The following is a 16,720-nucleotide window of genomic DNA, read 5'->3' on the forward strand; positions in this document are numbered from 1 at the left end:
CGACACATCGCGGGGGCCGGTCGGTTTGAGCCCGGCGGATCGGGGCGGCGGAAGCCGACGAATGCCCCGTAGGCAGTCCGTGTAGCCGACAGTCGGTACCGCCGTGCGGAGGTTTTGCCTCCACACGGCGGTACCGACTGCCAACTACACGGCCTGTGCGGCTCCGTTCGGCTGAGGGGGGCGGGGGATCGTCGTAGCGAGCTCTGCGACGGGCGGTGCCTGGACCGGTGCGGCGGTGGCGGCCGCAGTTTCGCGGGCGAGGAAGGCGCCGAGTTCGCCGATGGTGCTCATGAGCGGTGCGGGGAAGACCACGGTGGTGTTCTTGTCGACGCCGATCTCCACGAGGCTCTGCAGGTTGCGCAGTTGCAGGGCCAGGGGGTGGGCCATCATGGTGTCCGAGGCGTCGCCGAGTGCGGCGGCGGCCATCGATTCGCCCTCCGCGTTGATGATCTTGGCCCTCTTCTCCCGTTCGGCCTCGGCCTGGCGGGCCATCGCGCGCTTCATGCTGTCGGGCAGCTGGATGTCCTTCAGCTCGACCAGGGTGACCTCGACTCCCCATTCGGCGGTGGTGACGTCGAGGATCTCGCGGATGTCCAGGTTGATGCGGTCGGTCTCCGACAGGGTTTCGTCGAGGGTGTGCTGGCCGACGACCTTGCGCAGCGTGGTCTGCGCGATCTGGTTGATGGCCGGGCCCACGCTCTCGATCGCGATGACCGACTTCACGGCGTCGACGACGCGGAAGTAGGCGACCGCGGAGACGTCGACGCTGACATTGTCCCGGGTGATGATGCCCTGGGACTGGATGGGCATGGTGACGATCCGCAAGGACACCCGGTGCAGGACATCCGCGAACGGCACGATGACCCGCAGGCCCGGCGCGCGGGTCCCGGTGAGCCGGCCGAAGCGGAACAGCACGCCTTGCTCGTACTGCTTGACGATCTTCAGCGCCATCGGCAGCCCTATCAGGGCAACGATGGCCAGGGCGATCAGCGCGAAGATCAGGACTTCCATGAAGGTGCTCCTCACTAAGTGCGGGGGCGGAGCGAGGGAATGACCCGGGTCCGTCCGCAGGACTCAGCACCTCTGCGATCGGGGGAGGCGAGCCTGCCTCATCCCATGCTCGCGCGGTGCGAGTGGGGCGGGCAGGGGCCGAACGGTCCACACCCTGGATCAGCGGGGTGCGTCCTCGGTACCGCGGTCCAGTGGAGCGGTGCGGGTGCGGGTGCCGTCGGAGTGGGCCGTGAGCCGGTCGATGACCGCGACCACGCCGTCCAACTGTCCGGCGAGCCTGAGCGCGACGGGAATCTGACTGTCCTTGGGCAGCTGGCCGGCCAGGGTGACGACCCCGTCCACGACGCGCACGCTCACAGCGTCGGCGCCGATGCCCATCGTGTCCGCCAGCACGTCCTCGACCAGCACCCGGCGTATCTCGTGGTCCGGCCGGAGGAACACGCGCAGCAGGTCCCGTCGGGTCACGATGCCGACCAGACGGTCCTCGTCGTCGATCACCGGCAGCCGCGTCACGCCGCGCCGGGTGATGAGGCGGGCGGCCTCGGTGACCGTCTGTTCGGCGTGGATCGTGACGGCCGGCGCGGTCATCAAGTCCTGAGCGGTGAGGTGGTCTTGGACGAGCAGATCAGTCCGCGAAATGACTCCGAGGACGCGCTCTTCCTCGTCCACGACCGGCACGCCGCTGATGTCGTGCTCGACGAGCAGCGCTGCGACGTCGGTGGACGGTGTCCTTCCGAGGACCGAGACGACCTCGTCGGTCATGAGGAAGCCGACCTTGGCATGCTTCATGCGAGGCCCTCCTGTCGGCTTCGGTCAGCGAGAGCACTTTGCGGAGCACCCTCACCAGCCACCATCCCTCCCTCACGCCCTCGGTGCGAGGGGCCGAACGGTCCTCTGTCAGGCCTGACCGGTCCCCTGCGGTGACTGGCGGTGAGGCGGTGCGTGGCGGGCAAGGGACCTTCGGTCCCTTGACTGACCCTTGCGCCCCATTCCTCGCGCGGTCCCGGGTGGCGATGTGAAGGCACCCCCGACGCTATTCGACAGAGGAGGAAGCCATGGGAGGCTCCACCCGACACCGTCCGGACCTCGGCTCGGTCCTCGTCGGTGTCGACGGATCGAGCACCGCACTGACAGCGGCATTCTGGGCCGGGAGGCCCTGCGGCTCGGCAACGGCCTGACCGGATTCGCCACGGCTCGACCCTCATGCCCGTCACCCTGGGCCTCGACCATGACCGGTCGGCGGGTAGGGGACTACGCTGAAGGCCGGGCTGGTGCGCAGAGCCCCTCGATGCCGGCGGAGGTGTCCATGGTTGGGGATGATCGCGATGCGCCGACGGGCCGGATTCCGCAGCCGAGGCTGGACGTGCTCCAGGCAGAGATCCTTGACGCGCGAGACACTCGTGATCGGCTGACCGGCCTGCTGGAAGCGGTCATGTCGCTGGGGCAGGAACTGGACCTGGCCCAGGTGCTGCGCGGCATCGTGGAGGCCGCGGTCGTCCTGGTGGACGCGGAGTACGGCGCGCTGGGCGTGGTGGGGGACGACGAGAAGCTCGCCGAGTTCCTCCCGGTGGGCATCAGCGACCAGCTCCGGGCGCGGATCGGGGCCCTGCCCACCGGCCACGGACTGTTGGGCGAGCTGATCAGGCACCCGCGGCCCCTGCGTCTGGGAGACCTCTCGGAGCATGCGGCCTCCGCCGGTTTCCCCGAGCACCACCCGCCGATGCGCTCCTTCCTCGGCGTACCGATCCGGGTCCGGGACGAGGTGTTCGGCAACCTCTACCTGACGGAGAAGCGGGGCGGGAAGAGCTTCGACGCGGAGGACGAAGGGGTTCTGTCCACCCTCGCGGTCGCCGCCGGCGTCGCCGTGGACAACGCCCGCCTGTACGAGGAGGTCCGCCTCCGGGAGCGCTGGCTGGCGGCCGGCTCCGACTTCACGAGCGCCCTGCTGTCCGGCTCCTCCGAGATCGAGGTACTGGAAGGTATGCTCGAGCGGGCCCGGGACATCATTTCCGCTGAAATGTGCGTCTTCTACCAGGCGGGACCCAGCGGCGAGCTGCGCGGGTCGTTGGCCCTGGGGGAGGGCGCCGAGGCGCACCGCGGGATCATGCTGCCCGGCGGCGAGGGGATCCTGGCCGCACTCGCCCTGGCGAAGGACGGACTGATCACCTCGGGCGACGTGGCCACCGACGCCCGGCTCACGGCGCAGCCGGACGCCTGGACGGGCTTCGGGCCGGCTGTAGCGGTCACGGTGGGCACCAGGGTGAAGCTGCGCGGCGTGCTGATGCTGGCGAGGCGTACCGGCCGACGGGCGTTCGCCGGAGCCGAGGTGGCGCCCCTGCCCGGCTTCGCGGGCCAGGCCGCCCTGGCCTTGGAGCTGGCCGACCGCCGCCGGGACAGCGAGCAGGTGAGCTTGCTGGAAGACCGCGACCGGATCGCCCGCGACCTGCACGATCTCGCGATCCAGCGGCTCTTCGCGACCGGGATGACGCTGCAGAGCGCCCGGCGCTTCGTGGAGCACCCCGAGGTGTCCGAGCGGCTGAGCCGGTCGATCGACGACCTGGACGAAACGATCAAGATCATCCGTACGACCATCTTCGGACTCCGCGACCACGAGGCGGCGGGTAGCGCCCCGAGGCTCCGGGCCTGCGCGGTGCGCGCCGTGGGCGCCGCGGCGGCGGTACTGGGCTTCGCCCCCGCCCTGCGCATGGAGGGCCTGATCGACACGGATGTGCCAGTGCCGGTCGCCGACGACGTGGTGGCCGTGCTCGGGGAAGCCCTGACCAACGTGGCCCGGCACGCGCGGGCGACGCGGGCGGACGTCGGGATCGTCCTGGCGGACGGCGTACTGACCGTCACGGTGAGTGACGACGGGGTGGGCGTCGCGGACGGTGGCCGTCGAAGTGGTCTGCGCAACCTCGCGGAGCGCGCCGAAGCCCGCGGGGGCGGACTGTCCGTCTCACCGCGCCCGAACGGTGGCGGAACCGTTCTGGAATGGCGGGTCCCGATTGAACCTACTCAGTGATTGCGGGCCTCAGCGGCCGGTTTCGTCGTGCTCGCGGACCTCGGCGGCGATGACGGCGGCCTGTACGCGGCGTTCGACGCCCAGTTTGGCGAGCAGCCGCGAGATGTGGTTCTTGACCGTCTTCTCGGAGAGGAAGAGCCGTTTGCCGATCTGACGGTTGGTGAGGCCCTCGCCGATGAGCTCGAGTACGGCTCGCTCGCGCTCGGAGAGGACCGTCAGCCGCTCGTCCCCGGGCGGTTTCCCGGCGGTCGGGTCCCGGAGTGAACTCATCAGGCGCGCTGTGGTCGCGGGGTCGAGCATCGACTGACCCGTTGCCACCGTGCGGATGGCGGAGACCAGGTCGGAGCCTTTGATCTGCTTCAGTACGTACCCGGCGGCGCCGGCCATGATGGCGTCGAGGAGGGCGTCCTCGTCGTCGAAGGACGTCAGCATGAGGCAGGCGAGGTCCGGCATGTGCGAGCGCAGCTCGCGGCAGACGGTGATCCCGTCGCTGTCAGGCAGACGGACGTCGAGTACCGCGACGTCGGGCCGCAGCGCGGGCCCTCGGGCCAGCGCCTGGGCGGCTGTGCCCGCCTCGCCCACCACCTCGATGTCGGGCTCGGAGTCCAGCAGATCGTGCAGACCGCGGCGGACGACCTCGTGGTCGTCGAGGAGGAACACCCGGATGGGAGCCGGAGCGACAGCTGGTGCATCGGACATCCACGCCACACCCTCGGGTCGGGATACGTCTGGGGTCGATTGTCTCAGATGCGGCTTCCGCTGCCGTGGGGCGCGTACAGGTCGAGGAGCCGGATGTGGGCGGAGACGAGCCGGTGGGCGAGCACCTGGCCCACCCACTGCCACATCGCGGAGGTGAGCGCGGGGTCGGCGTCCATCAGCTCTCGCACGGCGGCGGCGTCGAACTCGTCGGCGCGCACTGGCGTCATGGCTTCGGCGCCGAAGTGCCAGGTGTAGGGGCGGAACAGCCAGGACCAGCCGACGAGCTCGCCGGGGCCGACCGTCTCGACTACCGCGGCCTGCCGGCCGGGGACGTGCACGTCCATGCCGACGTTCCCCGACCGGATGACCCAGAAGTGGCTGGCGTGCCCGCCCTGGTTGAACATGCGCGCGCCGGCGGGGAAGTCCGCCTCGTGGGCGAGGGCCAGCAGGCTGCCGCGTTGGTCCGGGGAGAGGGCGTGGTCGAAGCGGTTGGGGGAGGAGGTGAGCCGGTGAGGGGAAGAGGTGCTCATGGCGGTTCTCCGTTCGGGTCCGCCTCCACTCTCCGTCGGTGGCGGTCGGCCCGGGAAGGGCCGTTCGGTACCTTCCCGGACCCGGGCGGCCCACCCGTACCGACCCGGGCGGGCGATCAGTAGGGCCAGGACCAGTCGGCGACCTCCGGCAGGTCGGTTCCGTGGGCGCGGATCCAGTCGTGGTGGCGGATACGCTGGTCGTACATGCTCTGGCGCAGGGCCGCCGCCCGGCCGGCGAGGCCGGGGACGCGGTCGATGACGTCCATGACGAGCCGGTACCGGTCGAGCTCGTTGCGCACGACCATGTCGAAGGGCGTCGTGGTCGTGCCGGACTCCTTGTAGCCGCGCACGTGCAGGTTCGGATGGCCGGTCCGGCGGTAGGCGAGCCGGTGGATCAGCCACGGATAGCCGTGGTACGCGAAGACGACCGGCCGGCCGGTGGTGAAGAGAGCGTTGTACTCCGTGTCGGTCATGCCGTGGGGGTGCTCTTCCCTTGGCATCAGGCGGGCGATGTCGACGACGTTGACCACACGCACGGCCAGCGAGGGGAGGTGCTCGCGCAGCAAGGCCGAAGCAGCCAGGACCTCCATGGTGGGTACGTCCCCGGCGCAAGCCAGCACGACATCCGGTTCGCGGGTCCCGTCGTCCGTGCCGGCCCACGCCCAGATCCCGGCGCCCCGGGCGACATGTGAACGCGCCTCGTCCATGTTCAACCAGTCGAAGCAGGGCTGCTTGCCCGCGACGATCACGTTCACCTGGTCACGGCTGCGCAGCGTGTGATCGGCCACCACGAGGAGGGTGTTGGCGTCCGGCGGCAGGTAGACGCGTACGACGCCCGGGCTCTTGTTGAGGACGTGGTCGACGAATCCGGGGTCCTGGTGGGAGAAGCCGTTGCTGTCCTGGCGCCAGACGTGCGAGGTGAGCAGGTAGTTGAGAGAGGCGATGGGCGCGCGCCAGCTCAGCTCGCGCGCGCTCTTCAGCCATTTGATGTGCTGGCCGACCATCGAGTCGACGATGTGGGCGAAGGCCTCGTAGGTGGAGAAAAGGCCGTGGCGGCCGGTGAGGAGGTATCCCTCCAGCCAGCCCTGGCAGACGTGCTCGGAGAGGATCTCCATGACCCGGCCGTCGCGGGAGAGGTTCCGGTCGGTGGGCTCCGTCATGCCCTGCCAGGCCTTGCCCGTCACGTCGTACAGGTCGTCGAGGTGGTTGCTCGCCGTCTCGTCCGGTCCGACGACCCGGAAGTCTCGTCGTCCGGCCGTGTCCCTCATGACCTGTGCGAGGTAGTGGCCCAGGACGCGGGTCGGCTCGTGCAGGGTACTGCCCGGCTTGTCCACGGGGACGGCCCATGCATCCAGTCCGGGCAGGGGCAGCGAGCGCAGCAGTCGACCGCCATTGGCGTACGGGCTTGCGCCGAGCCGGCACTTGCCCTCCGGTACGCAGGCCAGGACGGAGGAGACCGGACGGCCATCGGCCTCGAAGAGCTCCTCGGGCCGGTAGGAGCGCATCCAGCATTCCAGCTGCCGCAGGTGTTCGGGGTTTTCGCGGACCCCCGCGAGCGGGACCTGGTGCGCGCGCCATGTGCCCTCGACGGGTTGCCCGTCGACGGTCGCCGGTCCGGTCCAGCCCTTGGGGGTCCGCAGGACGATCACCGGCCAGCGTGCACGCTCACTGCCCGGATCCGTTCCGGCAGAGCGCGCTTGCCGCTGGATGGCATGGATGCGGTCGAGGGCCTGGTCCATGGCTCTGGCCATGGCCGGATGGACGAGGGAGGGGTCACTGCCGGAGACATAGAGGGGGTCGTGCCCGTAGCCGCGCAGCAGCGCGTCGAGCTCGGCCTCCGGGATCCGTGAAAGCACCGTCGGGTTGGCGATCTTGTACCCGTTGAGGTGCAGGATCGGCAGTACGGCGCCGTCGTGGACGGGGTCCAGGAACTTGTTGGAGTGCCAGGAGGCGGCCAGCGGGCCCGTCTCGGCTTCCCCGTCGCCGATGACGCACGCGACGAACAGGTCGGGGTGGTCGAAGGCGGCCCCGTACGCATGGGCCAGTGAGTATCCGAGCTCGCCGCCCTCGTGGATGGAGCCCGGTGTCTCCGGCGCTACGTGACTCGGCACTCCGCCGGGGAAGGAGAACTGGCGGAACAGCTTGCGCATCCCGTCCGTGTCGCGGCCGATGTCCGGGTAGGTCTCGGTGTACGTGCCCTCCAGCCAGGAGTTGGCGAGGACGGCGGCCCCGCCGTGGCCGGGTCCCCAGACGCACAGGGCCTCCAGGGAACGCTCCTTGATCACCCGGTTCAAGTGGGTGTGGACGAGGTTCAGGCCGGGGGCGGTGCCCCAGTGGCCGAGCAGCCTGGGCTTGATGTGCTCCGGGCGCAGGGATTCTGTGAGCAGGGGGTTGTCCATGAGGTAGATCTGGCCGGCGGCCAGATAGTTCGCGGCACGCCAGTGTGCGTCCAGCTCCGCGATCCGGTACATGGTCGTCATGAGCGCTCCTTGAACCGCAGGCCGGGGTATGCGCCGGTTGAGCCGATGTGTGAACCGTGCTCCCACGAGGACGGGGGGCGGAAGGGCAGGACCGTCCCCTGCATGGGACCGGTCGGCCCCTTCTGCGACAACGGCCGGGCATGGAGTCGGCTTCGCCCTCTGGATGTGGTTCGTGGAGGCCAATCCCTGGCCGATGCTGACGCTCGTCGTCTCCCTGGAGGCGATCTTCCTGTCGACGCGCAGCGAGGCGGATGGCACAGTTCAGGGCTTGAGCGGCTCCGGTCGACCAAGACGGCTTGCCCATACTTGGTTCCTGCCTGTGACGGTCCGCACGGTGCCGAGGAAGCGCAGTGGAGCAGGCCCGCCCCGGATATGACCAGCCTTCCTTCAGCGAGGGAACCGGCCTTCGCCGTCATACCCGAGGAAAGGGCATGGGTCCGACCGGCCCCGGTAGGGGGCCGTCCGGCCCTGTGCGTGCACCGGTGGCGGGTACAGCCTGGGGTTGGCGCCCAGTGCGTCGGCACGTTCCTGTACCCGCTACGAACCGCAAGGGTGTGACGATCATGAGAGAGACCACGGCAGATGTGTCCCCGATCAAGGTTCCGGCTGCCCGGGGTGACCTCGGACGGCGCGTGACCGCCCGCCGCGAAGAGCTGGGAATCACGCGTGAGGAACTCGGAGAGCGCTGTGGGGCCGCCGCGTCGTACATCGCCTACGTGGAGGAGCGGGCGGAGGCGCCCAACATGGGCATGCTCCTGGGTCTCGCGGATGCGCTGGGGACCACCGTTGCCGAGCTGACCGGGAGAACGACCGACAGCCCTCCCGGAATGGGGACCGCGATGCGTGCTTCCGCGTCGACGACGCTGAGCGAGGCCGAGTGTCGCCGCCTGCTCTCCACCCACGGCATCGGCCGGGTCGGGTTCTCCGGCATGGAAGGACTTGCCGTCTTTCCCGTCAACTACCTCGTCGTAGGAGACGAGATCGCGTTCCGAACGGCGGTCGACTCGCGCCTCGCCGAGGCGACCGGTACCGAGGTCGCCTTCGAGGTGGACCACATCGACGACGCGATGCGAGAGGGCTGGAGCGTCATGGCCGTCGGTGAGCTGTCCGGTGTCACGGACGGGGAGCGCGTCAGCCACCTGTACTCCGTCGCCCGTTCGCTGCCCTGGGCCGGCGGACCCCGTACGCACTGGATGTCCGTGACCCCCACCCGGATCACCGGCCGCCGTGTGGGATCCGGGTGAGCACCCCGCGCGCCGTCGTCTTCGACACCGACGGGGTGCTCCTCGACTCGGCCCAGCTGCACGCCGCGGCCTGGAAGACCGCCTTCGACAGCTGTCTGGCCGCCTGGGCCGACGGCCCCGGCCGCCAACGTGCGTACGAACGCCGCCTCCTTGCGCGCGGCGACCGCCGAGAGCGTGTCGTCGCCCGGTGCGCTGTCGGGGCTGCCGGCCGGCAGGTGGATGCCACGGTGGGGAAGTCTGCCGGCCCAAGGGTGATCGACGCGGTCCGCGCGGTCAAGGAAGTCCTGCTCACTGAGCACTCGATCCCCTTCGGGAGTCTGCGAACTCCTCGGCGTCACGGGTCCGGAGTGCTCAGCGGCGCGGCAGTGATGTGTGCCATGGGGGCGCAGCGGACCTGGTAGCGGCCGTTGGGGATGTGTTCGGCCGCAGCGAGCCGCACGGTGAGCGGGCCGGCCCATTCGTAGCCCTCGCGCTCGCCGTGGCGCTCCAACCGGTCGGTCAGCTCCTGCCCCACCACGGTGAGGTGCGGGCCGATCTCGGCGTACACGGGCGGAGGCAGCTCGACGGTGAACACGTTCGGCACCACGGTGCGGTGGGAGCTGCACACGACGGCGTGCTCGTCGCACGTCCGGAGTAGCGCCTCGACCACCTCCGCCTCCGCCGCATCACTGCCGAGCAGCTTCTCCGCCAGTGCCTTCTCGGCCTGCTCGATCGCCAGCTCCCAGCCCTTCAACGTGCCCATGAACCGCACGTGCCCCGGTTCCGCGACGTCACGCGCACGCGAGGGCAGATTCACCCGGGACCGCACGGGGGTGAACTGCGGGATGCGCCGCGCGGCCGCATCGCGCCCGCCTACGGGAAAGCCGGACCTCCCCCGTCCGCTTCCCGGTGCCGTGTGCGGGTAGCCGGGCGGTGACAGCAGCGCGCGGCAGGAGGACGAGGAGAAGCGATGATCACTCAGGAGCAGCTGACGGCCATGGTCGGATATACGGCGTACACCGACCAGGGTCAGCGTGTGGGCGGGGTGGACTACGTCCTGGTGGACGACACCACCGGCCGGCCCGAATGGGTCCGGATCACCGACCGGGCGTCCGGCCTCGGCGGCGTCTTCGTCCCGCTGCGCGACGCGCTGCTGGAGGACCAGCGTCTGGTGCTGCCGTACGGCGTCTCCCTGATCGAGCGGGCGCCGTGCGCGGCGCTGGACTGCGGGAGCGTGCTGTCGGTGGCGGAGGAGCAGAAGCTGTTCGCGCACTACGGGATCAGGGACGTGCGGGAAGAGGTGAACGCCGAAAGCGGTGCGGGCTGGGGGCAAATGGACCGGGCCGGCACCATCCAGGAGGGCGCGGCCGGTCAGGAGACGCACGTGTCCCGGCTCCGGCCGGTACAGCCCGGAAGGTGAACCGCTGAAGTGGGCGTGGGCGTGGCGGGGCGCGAACCGTAAGGGCGGGTTCTCCGACTTGCCGGTCGCGCGGCTCGACGCGCCTCGCCCACGGATGCGGTTGCACCGTTCCGGCACCTGGCGCCCGGCATCCACCACCCCGCATGGCATCCGGCATCCGGCATGTGCCGGGACACCGGCGCCCGCGGGCCGAGGCCGTGGGGCCCTCTGTACGGCTGCGGTAGGTTTCCGCTTTCCTTAATGAGCCGACGGCGAGGGGGAGGGGGAACCGGCGCGCGGTGGTGATGCAACCGCGGCGTGGGTGGCCGGTGGGCTGATGACGGCGGCGATCGCGGTAGGAGCTGCTCGTGAGCTGTTCGGTCGCAACACCCGGTGGCGGTGAGCGGCACCCTAGAGCCCCGACTTGCCACCCGGCGAGAGCATCGCACCATCGTCATCGGCTCCGTCCGCGCGCGGACTTGCGGCGGGCTCGCGGGCGGGCTGCGGCGGAAGGAGGCGTGCGGTTGCGAAAAGCGACGCATCCTCACTCACCGTGTTTGAGGCGGGATTAGTCGGCTAGACGATGTAGCCACAGGAACTTCGTAGCCGACCGGAAGGCAGGAACATGAACCTCGTTGCCGTGCTCATCCTCGTCGCGGTCCTCGTAGTCATCGCTCTCCTGGTGCTGGCCCCCAGTGCTCCGGCACGACGCAATCCCCTTTCTGGCCGCCACCGCTCCGGGGCCCGCCGACTGACCCGAATCCCGCGTCAGCGGCACATCCGGCACCACAGCCGGTGACACCCGCGGAGACGGGCTCAGCGCAGACCACGCCTCCGTCCCCCCGGTTGCGTCGGAAGCCCACAGGTAGCCGCTGTAACCGCTCCCGCGTCGTGTGCTCCAGGGCCGGCCAGCTGCGGGGGCGCCGTACGCGTGGCGGGTGCCCCGGCGGCGCCCCGCACCCGGTGCTTCCGCTGAACCGAGCACGCGTCACGCACGTTTACCGGCGGCGACCGGTGGAAGAGTCGAGTCCGACGTACGGTCGACCGACCGGCCTCGAACGGGAGCCCGCCGATGCGCCTCTACGCCCAGACCCCGGCACGCAGGAACCGGCAGGTCCTGGGGGACCTGCTGGCCGCGGCCCTGACGGCCGCCGCGGTGTGGTTCGCCCTCGCCGCTCACGAAGTGATCATGCTACTGGCCGAGCCGGGGCGGAAGGTGGAGAGCTCGGGCGACAGCCTCGCCTCTGAACTCGACAACGCCGGTGACGCGGCCTCGAAGGTCCCGCTCGTCGGCGACCTCCTGAAGAAGCCGCTCCAGTCCGCAGCCGACGCCGGCACCGGGTTCGCCGACGCTGGACAGTCCCTCCAGCACGGCGTCAGCCAGGTCGCCACCCTGACAGCAACGGCACTGATCGTCATCCCGGTGTTCTTCGTGCTGCTGCTCTGGCTTCCCCCACGCCTGCGCTGGATCCGGCGCAGCGCCACCGTGAGACGCCTGGCGGAAGCACCTGGGGGCGCCGATCTGCTCGCCCTGCGCGCCCTCAACGGCTCCCTGCGTGACCTCGCCGCGCTCCCCGCCCCTCCGGGCGGTCTCGCCGACGCCTGGCGCCGCGGGGACCAGCGCGTCATCGCTGACCTCTGCGAGGTCGCACTCAAGCAGGCCGGCCTGCGGCCCTGACGGGCACAGGCGGTGGCCGTCCGTGCAGAACGGCGCGCATCGGCGCGGCGACGTGCGGCGGGGCCCGTTCGCAGGTCTGGACTCTGCCGAGCTCCAACTCCAGCACGGGACAAGAGTCTGCAGGGCCGGCGGGTGCGAAAGGCACACAGGGAGGATTGAGAAGGAGAGTTCGGGGCACACGCTGCCCCGAATCCGCAGGCCGACCGAAAGACGCTCGAGGTGAGGCGCACCGATGGACACCCAGACCAACACGTCGGCTGACGGAGGCAGCTCCGAGGGGACGTCCCGTGACGGAGGCTGGTTCGGCCCGAACCCGGTCAAGAGACCTGCGGGGGGAGGGCGGGACGACCAGGAGGGCGCGGACCGGATACCCAGCCGCCCCGTCAGACCGATTCGCCCCGTGGGCAACGCTGCCGGTGGCGACAGGAGCCGTACGGGCGCCGGGAAGTCCGCGCCGAGCACCAGGGCCACCCAGCCGCCCCCGCCCCCTCCGACCGCCGAGCCGCCCGCTGCGCCCACCCCCTCGCCCGAGACCTCGGACGCCGCTCTGCTGCGCCGCACCATGGCCGAGGTCGAGCCCGTCGCCGACAAGGTCACCTCGTACTTCTACGCCCTGCTCTTCGTCCGGCACCCCGGCCTGCGAGCGCTCTTCCCCGCCGCGATGGACACCCAGCGAGACCGCCTCTTCAAGGCGCTGCTCACCGCCGCGACGCACGTGCACGACCCCGCCGCCCTGACCGCGTACCTGTCCCCTCTCGGCCGCGGCCACCGGAAGTACGGCACCCTTCCCGAGCACTACCCTGCCGTCGGCGAATGCCTCATCGGCGCCCTCTCCCACTACGCGGAGCGCAGCTGGAGTCCGCAAGCCGAGGGCGCCTGGGTGGCCGCCTACACCAAAATCTCCCAGATCATGATCGACGCTGCGGCTGAGGACGAGCTGCACGCGCCCGCCTGGTGGCAGGCGGAGATCGTCGCCCACGAGATGCGTACGCCGGACGTCGCGGTCGTGACCGTCCGCCCCGACCAGCCCTACCCCTTCCTCGCCGGGCAGTACGCCTCCCTGGAGACCCCGTGGTGGCCGCGCGTGTGGCGGCACTACTCCTTCGCCTCTGCGCCCCGCTCGGACGGCCTGCTCTCCTTCCACGTCAAAGCCGTGCCGGCGGGCTGGGTCTCCAACGCCCTCGTGCGGCGAGCCCGCCGAGGGGACGTGGTCCGGCTCGGGGCACCCGCCGGGTCGATGACCGTGGACCACAGCACCGACAGCGGTCTGCTGTGCCTCGGCGGTGGCACCGGCATCGCACCCATCAGGGCCCTGGTCGAGGACGTGGCCCGCCATGGCCGCCGACGTTCCGTCCAGGTGTTCTACGGAGCCCGCCGCGGCGACGACCTGTACGACTTGGACACGATGCTCCACCTGCAGAAGACGCATCCCTGGCTCTCGGTCCGCCCGGTCATCGACGCCGGGACGGTCGGCGGCCCGGGCGCCGGCCTTCCGGAAGCAGTGTCGCAGCACGGCCCGTGGCACGCCTACGACGCTTACCTGTCCGGGCCGCCCGGAATGATCCGCCAAGGCGTCGACACCCTCTTGGGCATCGGCATGTCCACCGACCGCATAAGGCACGACTCCATCGAGGAACTGGTCGGGGCAAGGAATTGAGCCCATCCGAACAGACCGGTCACCGGCCGGCGGCGCCGACGCGCACCGCACGTCCCGGCAGCGCCGGCGAACACCTGCTCCAGCAGCTCACAGGTACCGGCGAGCGCGCTGACAAGTTCTATGCCGAACAGGTCCTGGACCGGCTCAACACCCGCATGCGGAACTTCGTGGTGCGACAGGAGATGTTCTTCCTGGCGACCGCCGATGGGTCCGGTGAGTGCGACAACACCTTCCGTGCCGGCCCGCTCGGGTTCCTTCACGTCCTGGACGACCGGACCATCGCCTACCCCGAGTACCGCGGGAACGGCGTGCAGGCCAGCCTCGGCAACATCCAAGAGAACCCCCACGTCGGCGTCCTCATGATCGACTTCCTGCGGGACCGCATCGGCCTCCATGTCAACGGCAGGGCAAGGATCGTGGCTGACGACGAGATGCGCCGCGCCCACCCCGGACTCGCGGTCGACCCCGTGCCCGGTCGGCGGAGCCGGGTGTGGGTGCGGATCGCCGTCGAAGAGGCGTACATCCACTGCGCCAAACACATCCCCCATCTGCAGAGGGTGCCGCGGCAGGGCGCCGGTCGGTCTTGGGGGACGGACGACTCCAAGCGCAAGGGCGGCGACTTCTTCGGAGCTGCCGCCGAAGCGCACGAACGGGGTCACTTCGATCCCCCGCCCCGCGCGGACGCGCCGGCCTGGAGGGCGCAGGCCGAGCGGGTCCTGGAGAGGGCCGAGCAGCGCCGTACCGAGACCGGGGAACGGGCATTCAGCGGCTGGTTCAGCACCCCGGATCGCCAGGCCGCGTCCTGTGGCCCAGGACCCCAGCGTCCCGACACCGATCCAGCTGGCCTGTAGAGCGACGACGGCGCGTACGCCGGCTGCCCGACCCTGCACGACGCCGTCGAAACCGGCTGATCACCGGCTTCTCCATTGCCTCGGCGCGCGGACGGCGCGACCACCTTCAGCCGCGACGGTGTGCCGTCCGGCCGATGCCGGGGCCCTCAGCGGAGTCGGCCACCGCCTCGTCCGCCGACGGGTGAAGGCGCTCAGTTCTGGCGCCCCTTGTCCTTGTTGCCCTTCCCCTTTCCGGGGTCGGTCTTCTCCTTCACCGGCTGGGGCGGTTTCTCCCGGCCGGCGCCCGGTCGCCCGGCGCCCGGGACGGCCGCAGTGGCGGGCGGTGCGGATTCCCCGGCGGTTGGCGGAGCGGGGACCGTCAGATCCGCCCCTGTTGACGGGGACGGCGCCGGCGGCGTGGTCTGCGGAGCCGCAGCCCCGGCATTCTTGGGCGCCGACGGCTGGTTGTGGAAGGTTGCGGAGGGAGGCGGGGTCTCCCGCCCTTCCGGGACGCCGCCCGTCAGGAGCACGCAGGCCCCGGTGACCCCCACCGCCACGAGGCCCATCGCGGCGGCCCGCCGCCGCGTTCCGGCCCTCCTCGCCGACGGTGCGGGCGGTCGTACAGCCTGAGCGGAAGCGGGAGCACGGGCGCCCTCGAGGCACGGCAACGGTGCACGGTGCGTGGAGGTGTCCGCGTTCGCCGCGCTCACCGTGGCGGCGGCACGCGGTACGGGCGTGCCGGCCATGGCCTGCAGGCGCGACTGGACACAGGCGGCGTCCGGGCGGGCCTGGGGGTCCGGGTCGGTCATCGCCTTCAGCAGCAGGCGGAGGTCGGCCGACAGCCCCTCGGGTACCCGTGGCGCTTTGAGGATGTGGGCGGTGCCGACCTCGACGGGTGTCCCCTGGTACTCGCGGTGCCCGGTGAGTGCTTCGAGAAGGGTCAGACCCAGGGCGTAGACGTCACTGGCCGTGCTCGCACCCCGGCCGAGGAACTGCTCGGGAGCCATGTAGGCGAGGGTGCCGACCAGTGCTTCGGCCGTGCTGTGGGACTGGTCGCGGACGGTCCTGGCCAGCCCGAAGTCGGCCAGGTGCGGGGAACCGCTGTCACCGAGGAGGATGTTGGAGGGCTTCAGGTCGTGGTGGATGATCCCGTGGGCGTGGATGTGGTCGAGGGCGGAGGCGATCTCCGCTCCGAGCCGTGTGACCTGGACGGGGCTGAGGGGACCGGCGGATATCCGCGTGCGCAGGGTGACGCCGCGGATCAGCTCGGCGACCATGAAGGCGCCCTCTCCCTGGCGCCCGGCGTCGTAGACCGTGACGAGCGCACGGTGGGACAGCCGGGCCAAGGTGCGCGCTTCGTCGCAGAAGCGGTCGGCGGTGACCGTGTCCGTCCCGGCGCGGAACACTTTGACGGCTACCTCACGTCCCAACACCTCGTCGACACCGCGGAACACGTCCGCCGTGCCGCCGGATCCTATGAGGGCGTGGAGCCGGTAACGGCCACCCAGCAGGGTGTGGTCTTCGTACGGTGCTCCGTGCGCGGGGTCGGGCCGGGCCGCCATTCGGGGTTCTCCTCCACTCGCGGGCAGTGTCGCGCGTTTGCCCGTGGATGCAGGAGCTACGCAACGCACCGGCCTCCACGCCGATCGGTGGGCTGACCCGCGCTCGGACGAGACGATCAGTGGCCGGCACTGTGGAGGAGGCGGCCGGATGTGCGGTCCACGAGCGCCTCCAGGGCGCGGCTGCGTACCAGGCCCGTCATCCTCTCGACGTCGGGCGACATCCACCGGTCGTCCTTGAGGGTTTTTCCGGCCGGGACAGCACGCCTGACGGCGCGGCTCTGGTCTGCATCTCGGGGATGAGCGCGGCGGCTGTCGTCTGTGCCTGCACCATGCCGGAGTTGAGGCCCACCGGCGGGTAGGCGAGGTTGGCCGGCAGGCCGTAGCTCCATCTGTTCGACAGCAGCCGGGCGGATAGTTCGTGCGCGAGTACGGCGACGTCGGTGACCTCGGCATTGAGGGTGTCAACGGCGTGGCCGCTCCTTCTGCTCGGGGTGGCGGCCGCCACAGCTCACTTGCGAGGGGTTCCTGCACCGCAGATTCGCCGCCCGAGGCGCACAGCCCGAGCCCCTCCGCGCGGGCCGCGGCGACCAGCGCCCCGCGGACCGTTCCAGTGCCACCCCGGAGGTACC

14 protein-coding genes and 1 pseudogene are annotated in these 16,720 nt (G+C 70.7%); 7 read left to right on the top strand and 8 right to left on the bottom strand.

Annotated elements, in window-relative coordinates; genetic code table 11:
- Positions 1–144: 144 nt before the first annotated feature.
- Together AC07DU_RS13685 and AC07DU_RS13690 are read right to left on the bottom strand one after the other, a co-directional pair.
- On the bottom strand, positions 145–1,011 hold the full coding sequence (locus AC07DU_RS13685) for a slipin family protein (RefSeq protein WP_479111412.1): 867 nt from the start codon (positions 1,009–1,011) through the stop codon (positions 145–147).
- Between the two features lie 159 nt (positions 1,012–1,170).
- On the bottom strand, positions 1,171–1,800 hold the full coding sequence (locus AC07DU_RS13690; protein WP_479111414.1) for a CBS domain-containing protein: 630 nt from the start codon (positions 1,798–1,800) through the stop codon (positions 1,171–1,173).
- Positions 1,801–2,317: 517 nt separating this feature from the next.
- On the opposite strand from AC07DU_RS13690, the gene AC07DU_RS13695 reads away from it, so the two are divergent.
- Complete coding sequence (locus tag AC07DU_RS13695; protein WP_479111416.1) at positions 2,318–4,033, top strand: sensor histidine kinase; 1,716 nt, start codon at positions 2,318–2,320, stop codon at positions 4,031–4,033.
- Between the two features lie 9 nt (positions 4,034–4,042).
- Here AC07DU_RS13695 and AC07DU_RS13700 read toward each other — a convergent pair whose 3' ends face one another.
- The 3 genes from AC07DU_RS13700 to AC07DU_RS13710 form a co-directional block, all read right to left on the bottom strand.
- Positions 4,043–4,732 (bottom strand): response regulator, encoded by a 690-nt coding sequence (locus AC07DU_RS13700; RefSeq protein ID WP_479033638.1) that lies wholly within the window; start codon positions 4,730–4,732, stop codon positions 4,043–4,045.
- A 44-nt stretch (positions 4,733–4,776) separates the two neighbouring features.
- The gene (locus AC07DU_RS13705) at positions 4,777–5,262 is read right to left on the bottom strand and encodes a Crp/Fnr family transcriptional regulator (RefSeq protein WP_479111418.1); all 486 of its coding nucleotides are present in this window, start codon (positions 5,260–5,262) and stop codon (positions 4,777–4,779) included.
- Positions 5,263–5,378: 116 nt separating this feature from the next.
- Entirely contained in the window at positions 5,379–7,742 is a 2,364-nt protein-coding gene (locus AC07DU_RS13710) for a phosphoketolase family protein (protein WP_479111420.1), read from the bottom strand.
- A 563-nt stretch (positions 7,743–8,305) separates the two neighbouring features.
- On the opposite strand from AC07DU_RS13710, the gene AC07DU_RS13715 reads away from it, so the two are divergent.
- Together AC07DU_RS13715 and AC07DU_RS13720 are read left to right on the top strand one after the other, a co-directional pair.
- Positions 8,306–8,986 carry a helix-turn-helix domain-containing protein gene (locus tag AC07DU_RS13715; protein WP_479033648.1) on the top strand — a complete coding sequence of 227 codons (681 nt, stop codon included), beginning with the start codon at positions 8,306–8,308 and terminating at the stop codon, positions 8,984–8,986.
- Positions 8,977–9,084, top strand: a pseudogene (locus AC07DU_RS13720) (hydrolase); the annotation flags it as partial. The gene AC07DU_RS13715 and the pseudogene AC07DU_RS13720, both read left to right, overlap by 10 nt.
- A 236-nt stretch (positions 9,085–9,320) precedes the next feature.
- On the opposite strand, the gene AC07DU_RS13725 reads toward AC07DU_RS13720, so the two are convergent.
- Positions 9,321–9,728 carry a DUF3662 domain-containing protein gene (locus AC07DU_RS13725; RefSeq protein WP_479111422.1) on the bottom strand — a complete coding sequence of 136 codons (408 nt, stop codon included), beginning with the start codon at positions 9,726–9,728 and terminating at the stop codon, positions 9,321–9,323.
- Between the two features lie 207 nt (positions 9,729–9,935).
- Between AC07DU_RS13725 and AC07DU_RS13730 the strand changes: the two genes are divergently transcribed.
- The 4 genes from AC07DU_RS13730 (at position 9,936) to AC07DU_RS13745 (ending at position 14,550) form a co-directional block, all read left to right on the top strand.
- Positions 9,936–10,385, top strand: a complete 450-nt coding sequence (locus AC07DU_RS13730; protein WP_479111424.1) for a PRC-barrel domain-containing protein — start codon at positions 9,936–9,938, stop codon at positions 10,383–10,385.
- A gap of 1,051 nt (positions 10,386–11,436) precedes the next feature.
- Positions 11,437–12,042: a hypothetical protein gene (locus tag AC07DU_RS13735; protein WP_479033656.1), complete on the top strand. Its 606-nt coding sequence runs from the start codon at positions 11,437–11,439 to the stop codon at positions 12,040–12,042.
- Positions 12,043–12,274: 232 nt separating this feature from the next.
- Entirely contained in the window at positions 12,275–13,699 is a 1,425-nt protein-coding gene (locus AC07DU_RS13740; RefSeq protein ID WP_479111426.1) for a globin domain-containing protein, read from the top strand.
- Positions 13,696–14,550, top strand: coding sequence for a pyridoxamine 5'-phosphate oxidase family protein (locus tag AC07DU_RS13745; RefSeq protein ID WP_479111428.1), 855 nt, complete (start codon positions 13,696–13,698; stop codon positions 14,548–14,550). The genes AC07DU_RS13740 and AC07DU_RS13745 overlap by 4 nt, the downstream gene beginning before the upstream one ends.
- Before the next feature lie 191 nt (positions 14,551–14,741).
- Here AC07DU_RS13745 and AC07DU_RS13750 read toward each other — a convergent pair whose 3' ends face one another.
- Both AC07DU_RS13750 and AC07DU_RS13755 read right to left on the bottom strand, forming a co-directional pair.
- Positions 14,742–16,091: a serine/threonine-protein kinase gene (locus AC07DU_RS13750; RefSeq protein WP_479111430.1), complete on the bottom strand. Its 1,350-nt coding sequence runs from the start codon at positions 16,089–16,091 to the stop codon at positions 14,742–14,744.
- Between the two features lie 196 nt (positions 16,092–16,287).
- Entirely contained in the window at positions 16,288–16,596 is a 309-nt protein-coding gene (locus AC07DU_RS13755; RefSeq protein ID WP_479033666.1) for an aromatic amino acid lyase, read from the bottom strand.
- Between the last annotated feature and the right edge of the window lie 124 nt (positions 16,597–16,720).

The sequence above is a fragment of the Streptomyces sp. NPDC045695 genome (genome assembly GCF_056432025.1).

What these genes read in the sequence shown, in the direction of transcription:
- AC07DU_RS13685 (WP_479111412.1), bottom strand. Translation starts at nt 1,011, where the DNA reads ATGGAAGTCCTGATCTTCGCGCTGATCGCCCTGGCCATCGTTGCCCTG.
- AC07DU_RS13690 (WP_479111414.1), bottom strand. Translation starts at nt 1,800, where the DNA reads ATGAAGCATGCCAAGGTCGGCTTCCTCATGACCGACGAGGTCGTCTCG.
- AC07DU_RS13695 (WP_479111416.1), top strand. Translation starts at nt 2,318, where the DNA reads ATGGTTGGGGATGATCGCGATGCGCCGACGGGCCGGATTCCGCAGCCG.
- AC07DU_RS13700 (WP_479033638.1), bottom strand. Translation starts at nt 4,732, where the DNA reads ATGTCCGATGCACCAGCTGTCGCTCCGGCTCCCATCCGGGTGTTCCTC.
- AC07DU_RS13705 (WP_479111418.1), bottom strand. Translation starts at nt 5,262, where the DNA reads ATGAGCACCTCTTCCCCTCACCGGCTCACCTCCTCCCCCAACCGCTTC.
- AC07DU_RS13710 (WP_479111420.1), bottom strand. Translation starts at nt 7,742, where the DNA reads ATGACGACCATGTACCGGATCGCGGAGCTGGACGCACACTGGCGTGCC.
- AC07DU_RS13715 (WP_479033648.1), top strand. Translation starts at nt 8,306, where the DNA reads ATGAGAGAGACCACGGCAGATGTGTCCCCGATCAAGGTTCCGGCTGCC.
- AC07DU_RS13725 (WP_479111422.1), bottom strand. Translation starts at nt 9,728, where the DNA reads ATGGGCACGTTGAAGGGCTGGGAGCTGGCGATCGAGCAGGCCGAGAAG.
- AC07DU_RS13730 (WP_479111424.1), top strand. Translation starts at nt 9,936, where the DNA reads ATGATCACTCAGGAGCAGCTGACGGCCATGGTCGGATATACGGCGTAC.
- AC07DU_RS13735 (WP_479033656.1), top strand. Translation starts at nt 11,437, where the DNA reads ATGCGCCTCTACGCCCAGACCCCGGCACGCAGGAACCGGCAGGTCCTG.
- AC07DU_RS13740 (WP_479111426.1), top strand. Translation starts at nt 12,275, where the DNA reads ATGGACACCCAGACCAACACGTCGGCTGACGGAGGCAGCTCCGAGGGG.
- AC07DU_RS13750 (WP_479111430.1), bottom strand. Translation starts at nt 16,091, where the DNA reads ATGGCGGCCCGGCCCGACCCCGCGCACGGAGCACCGTACGAAGACCAC.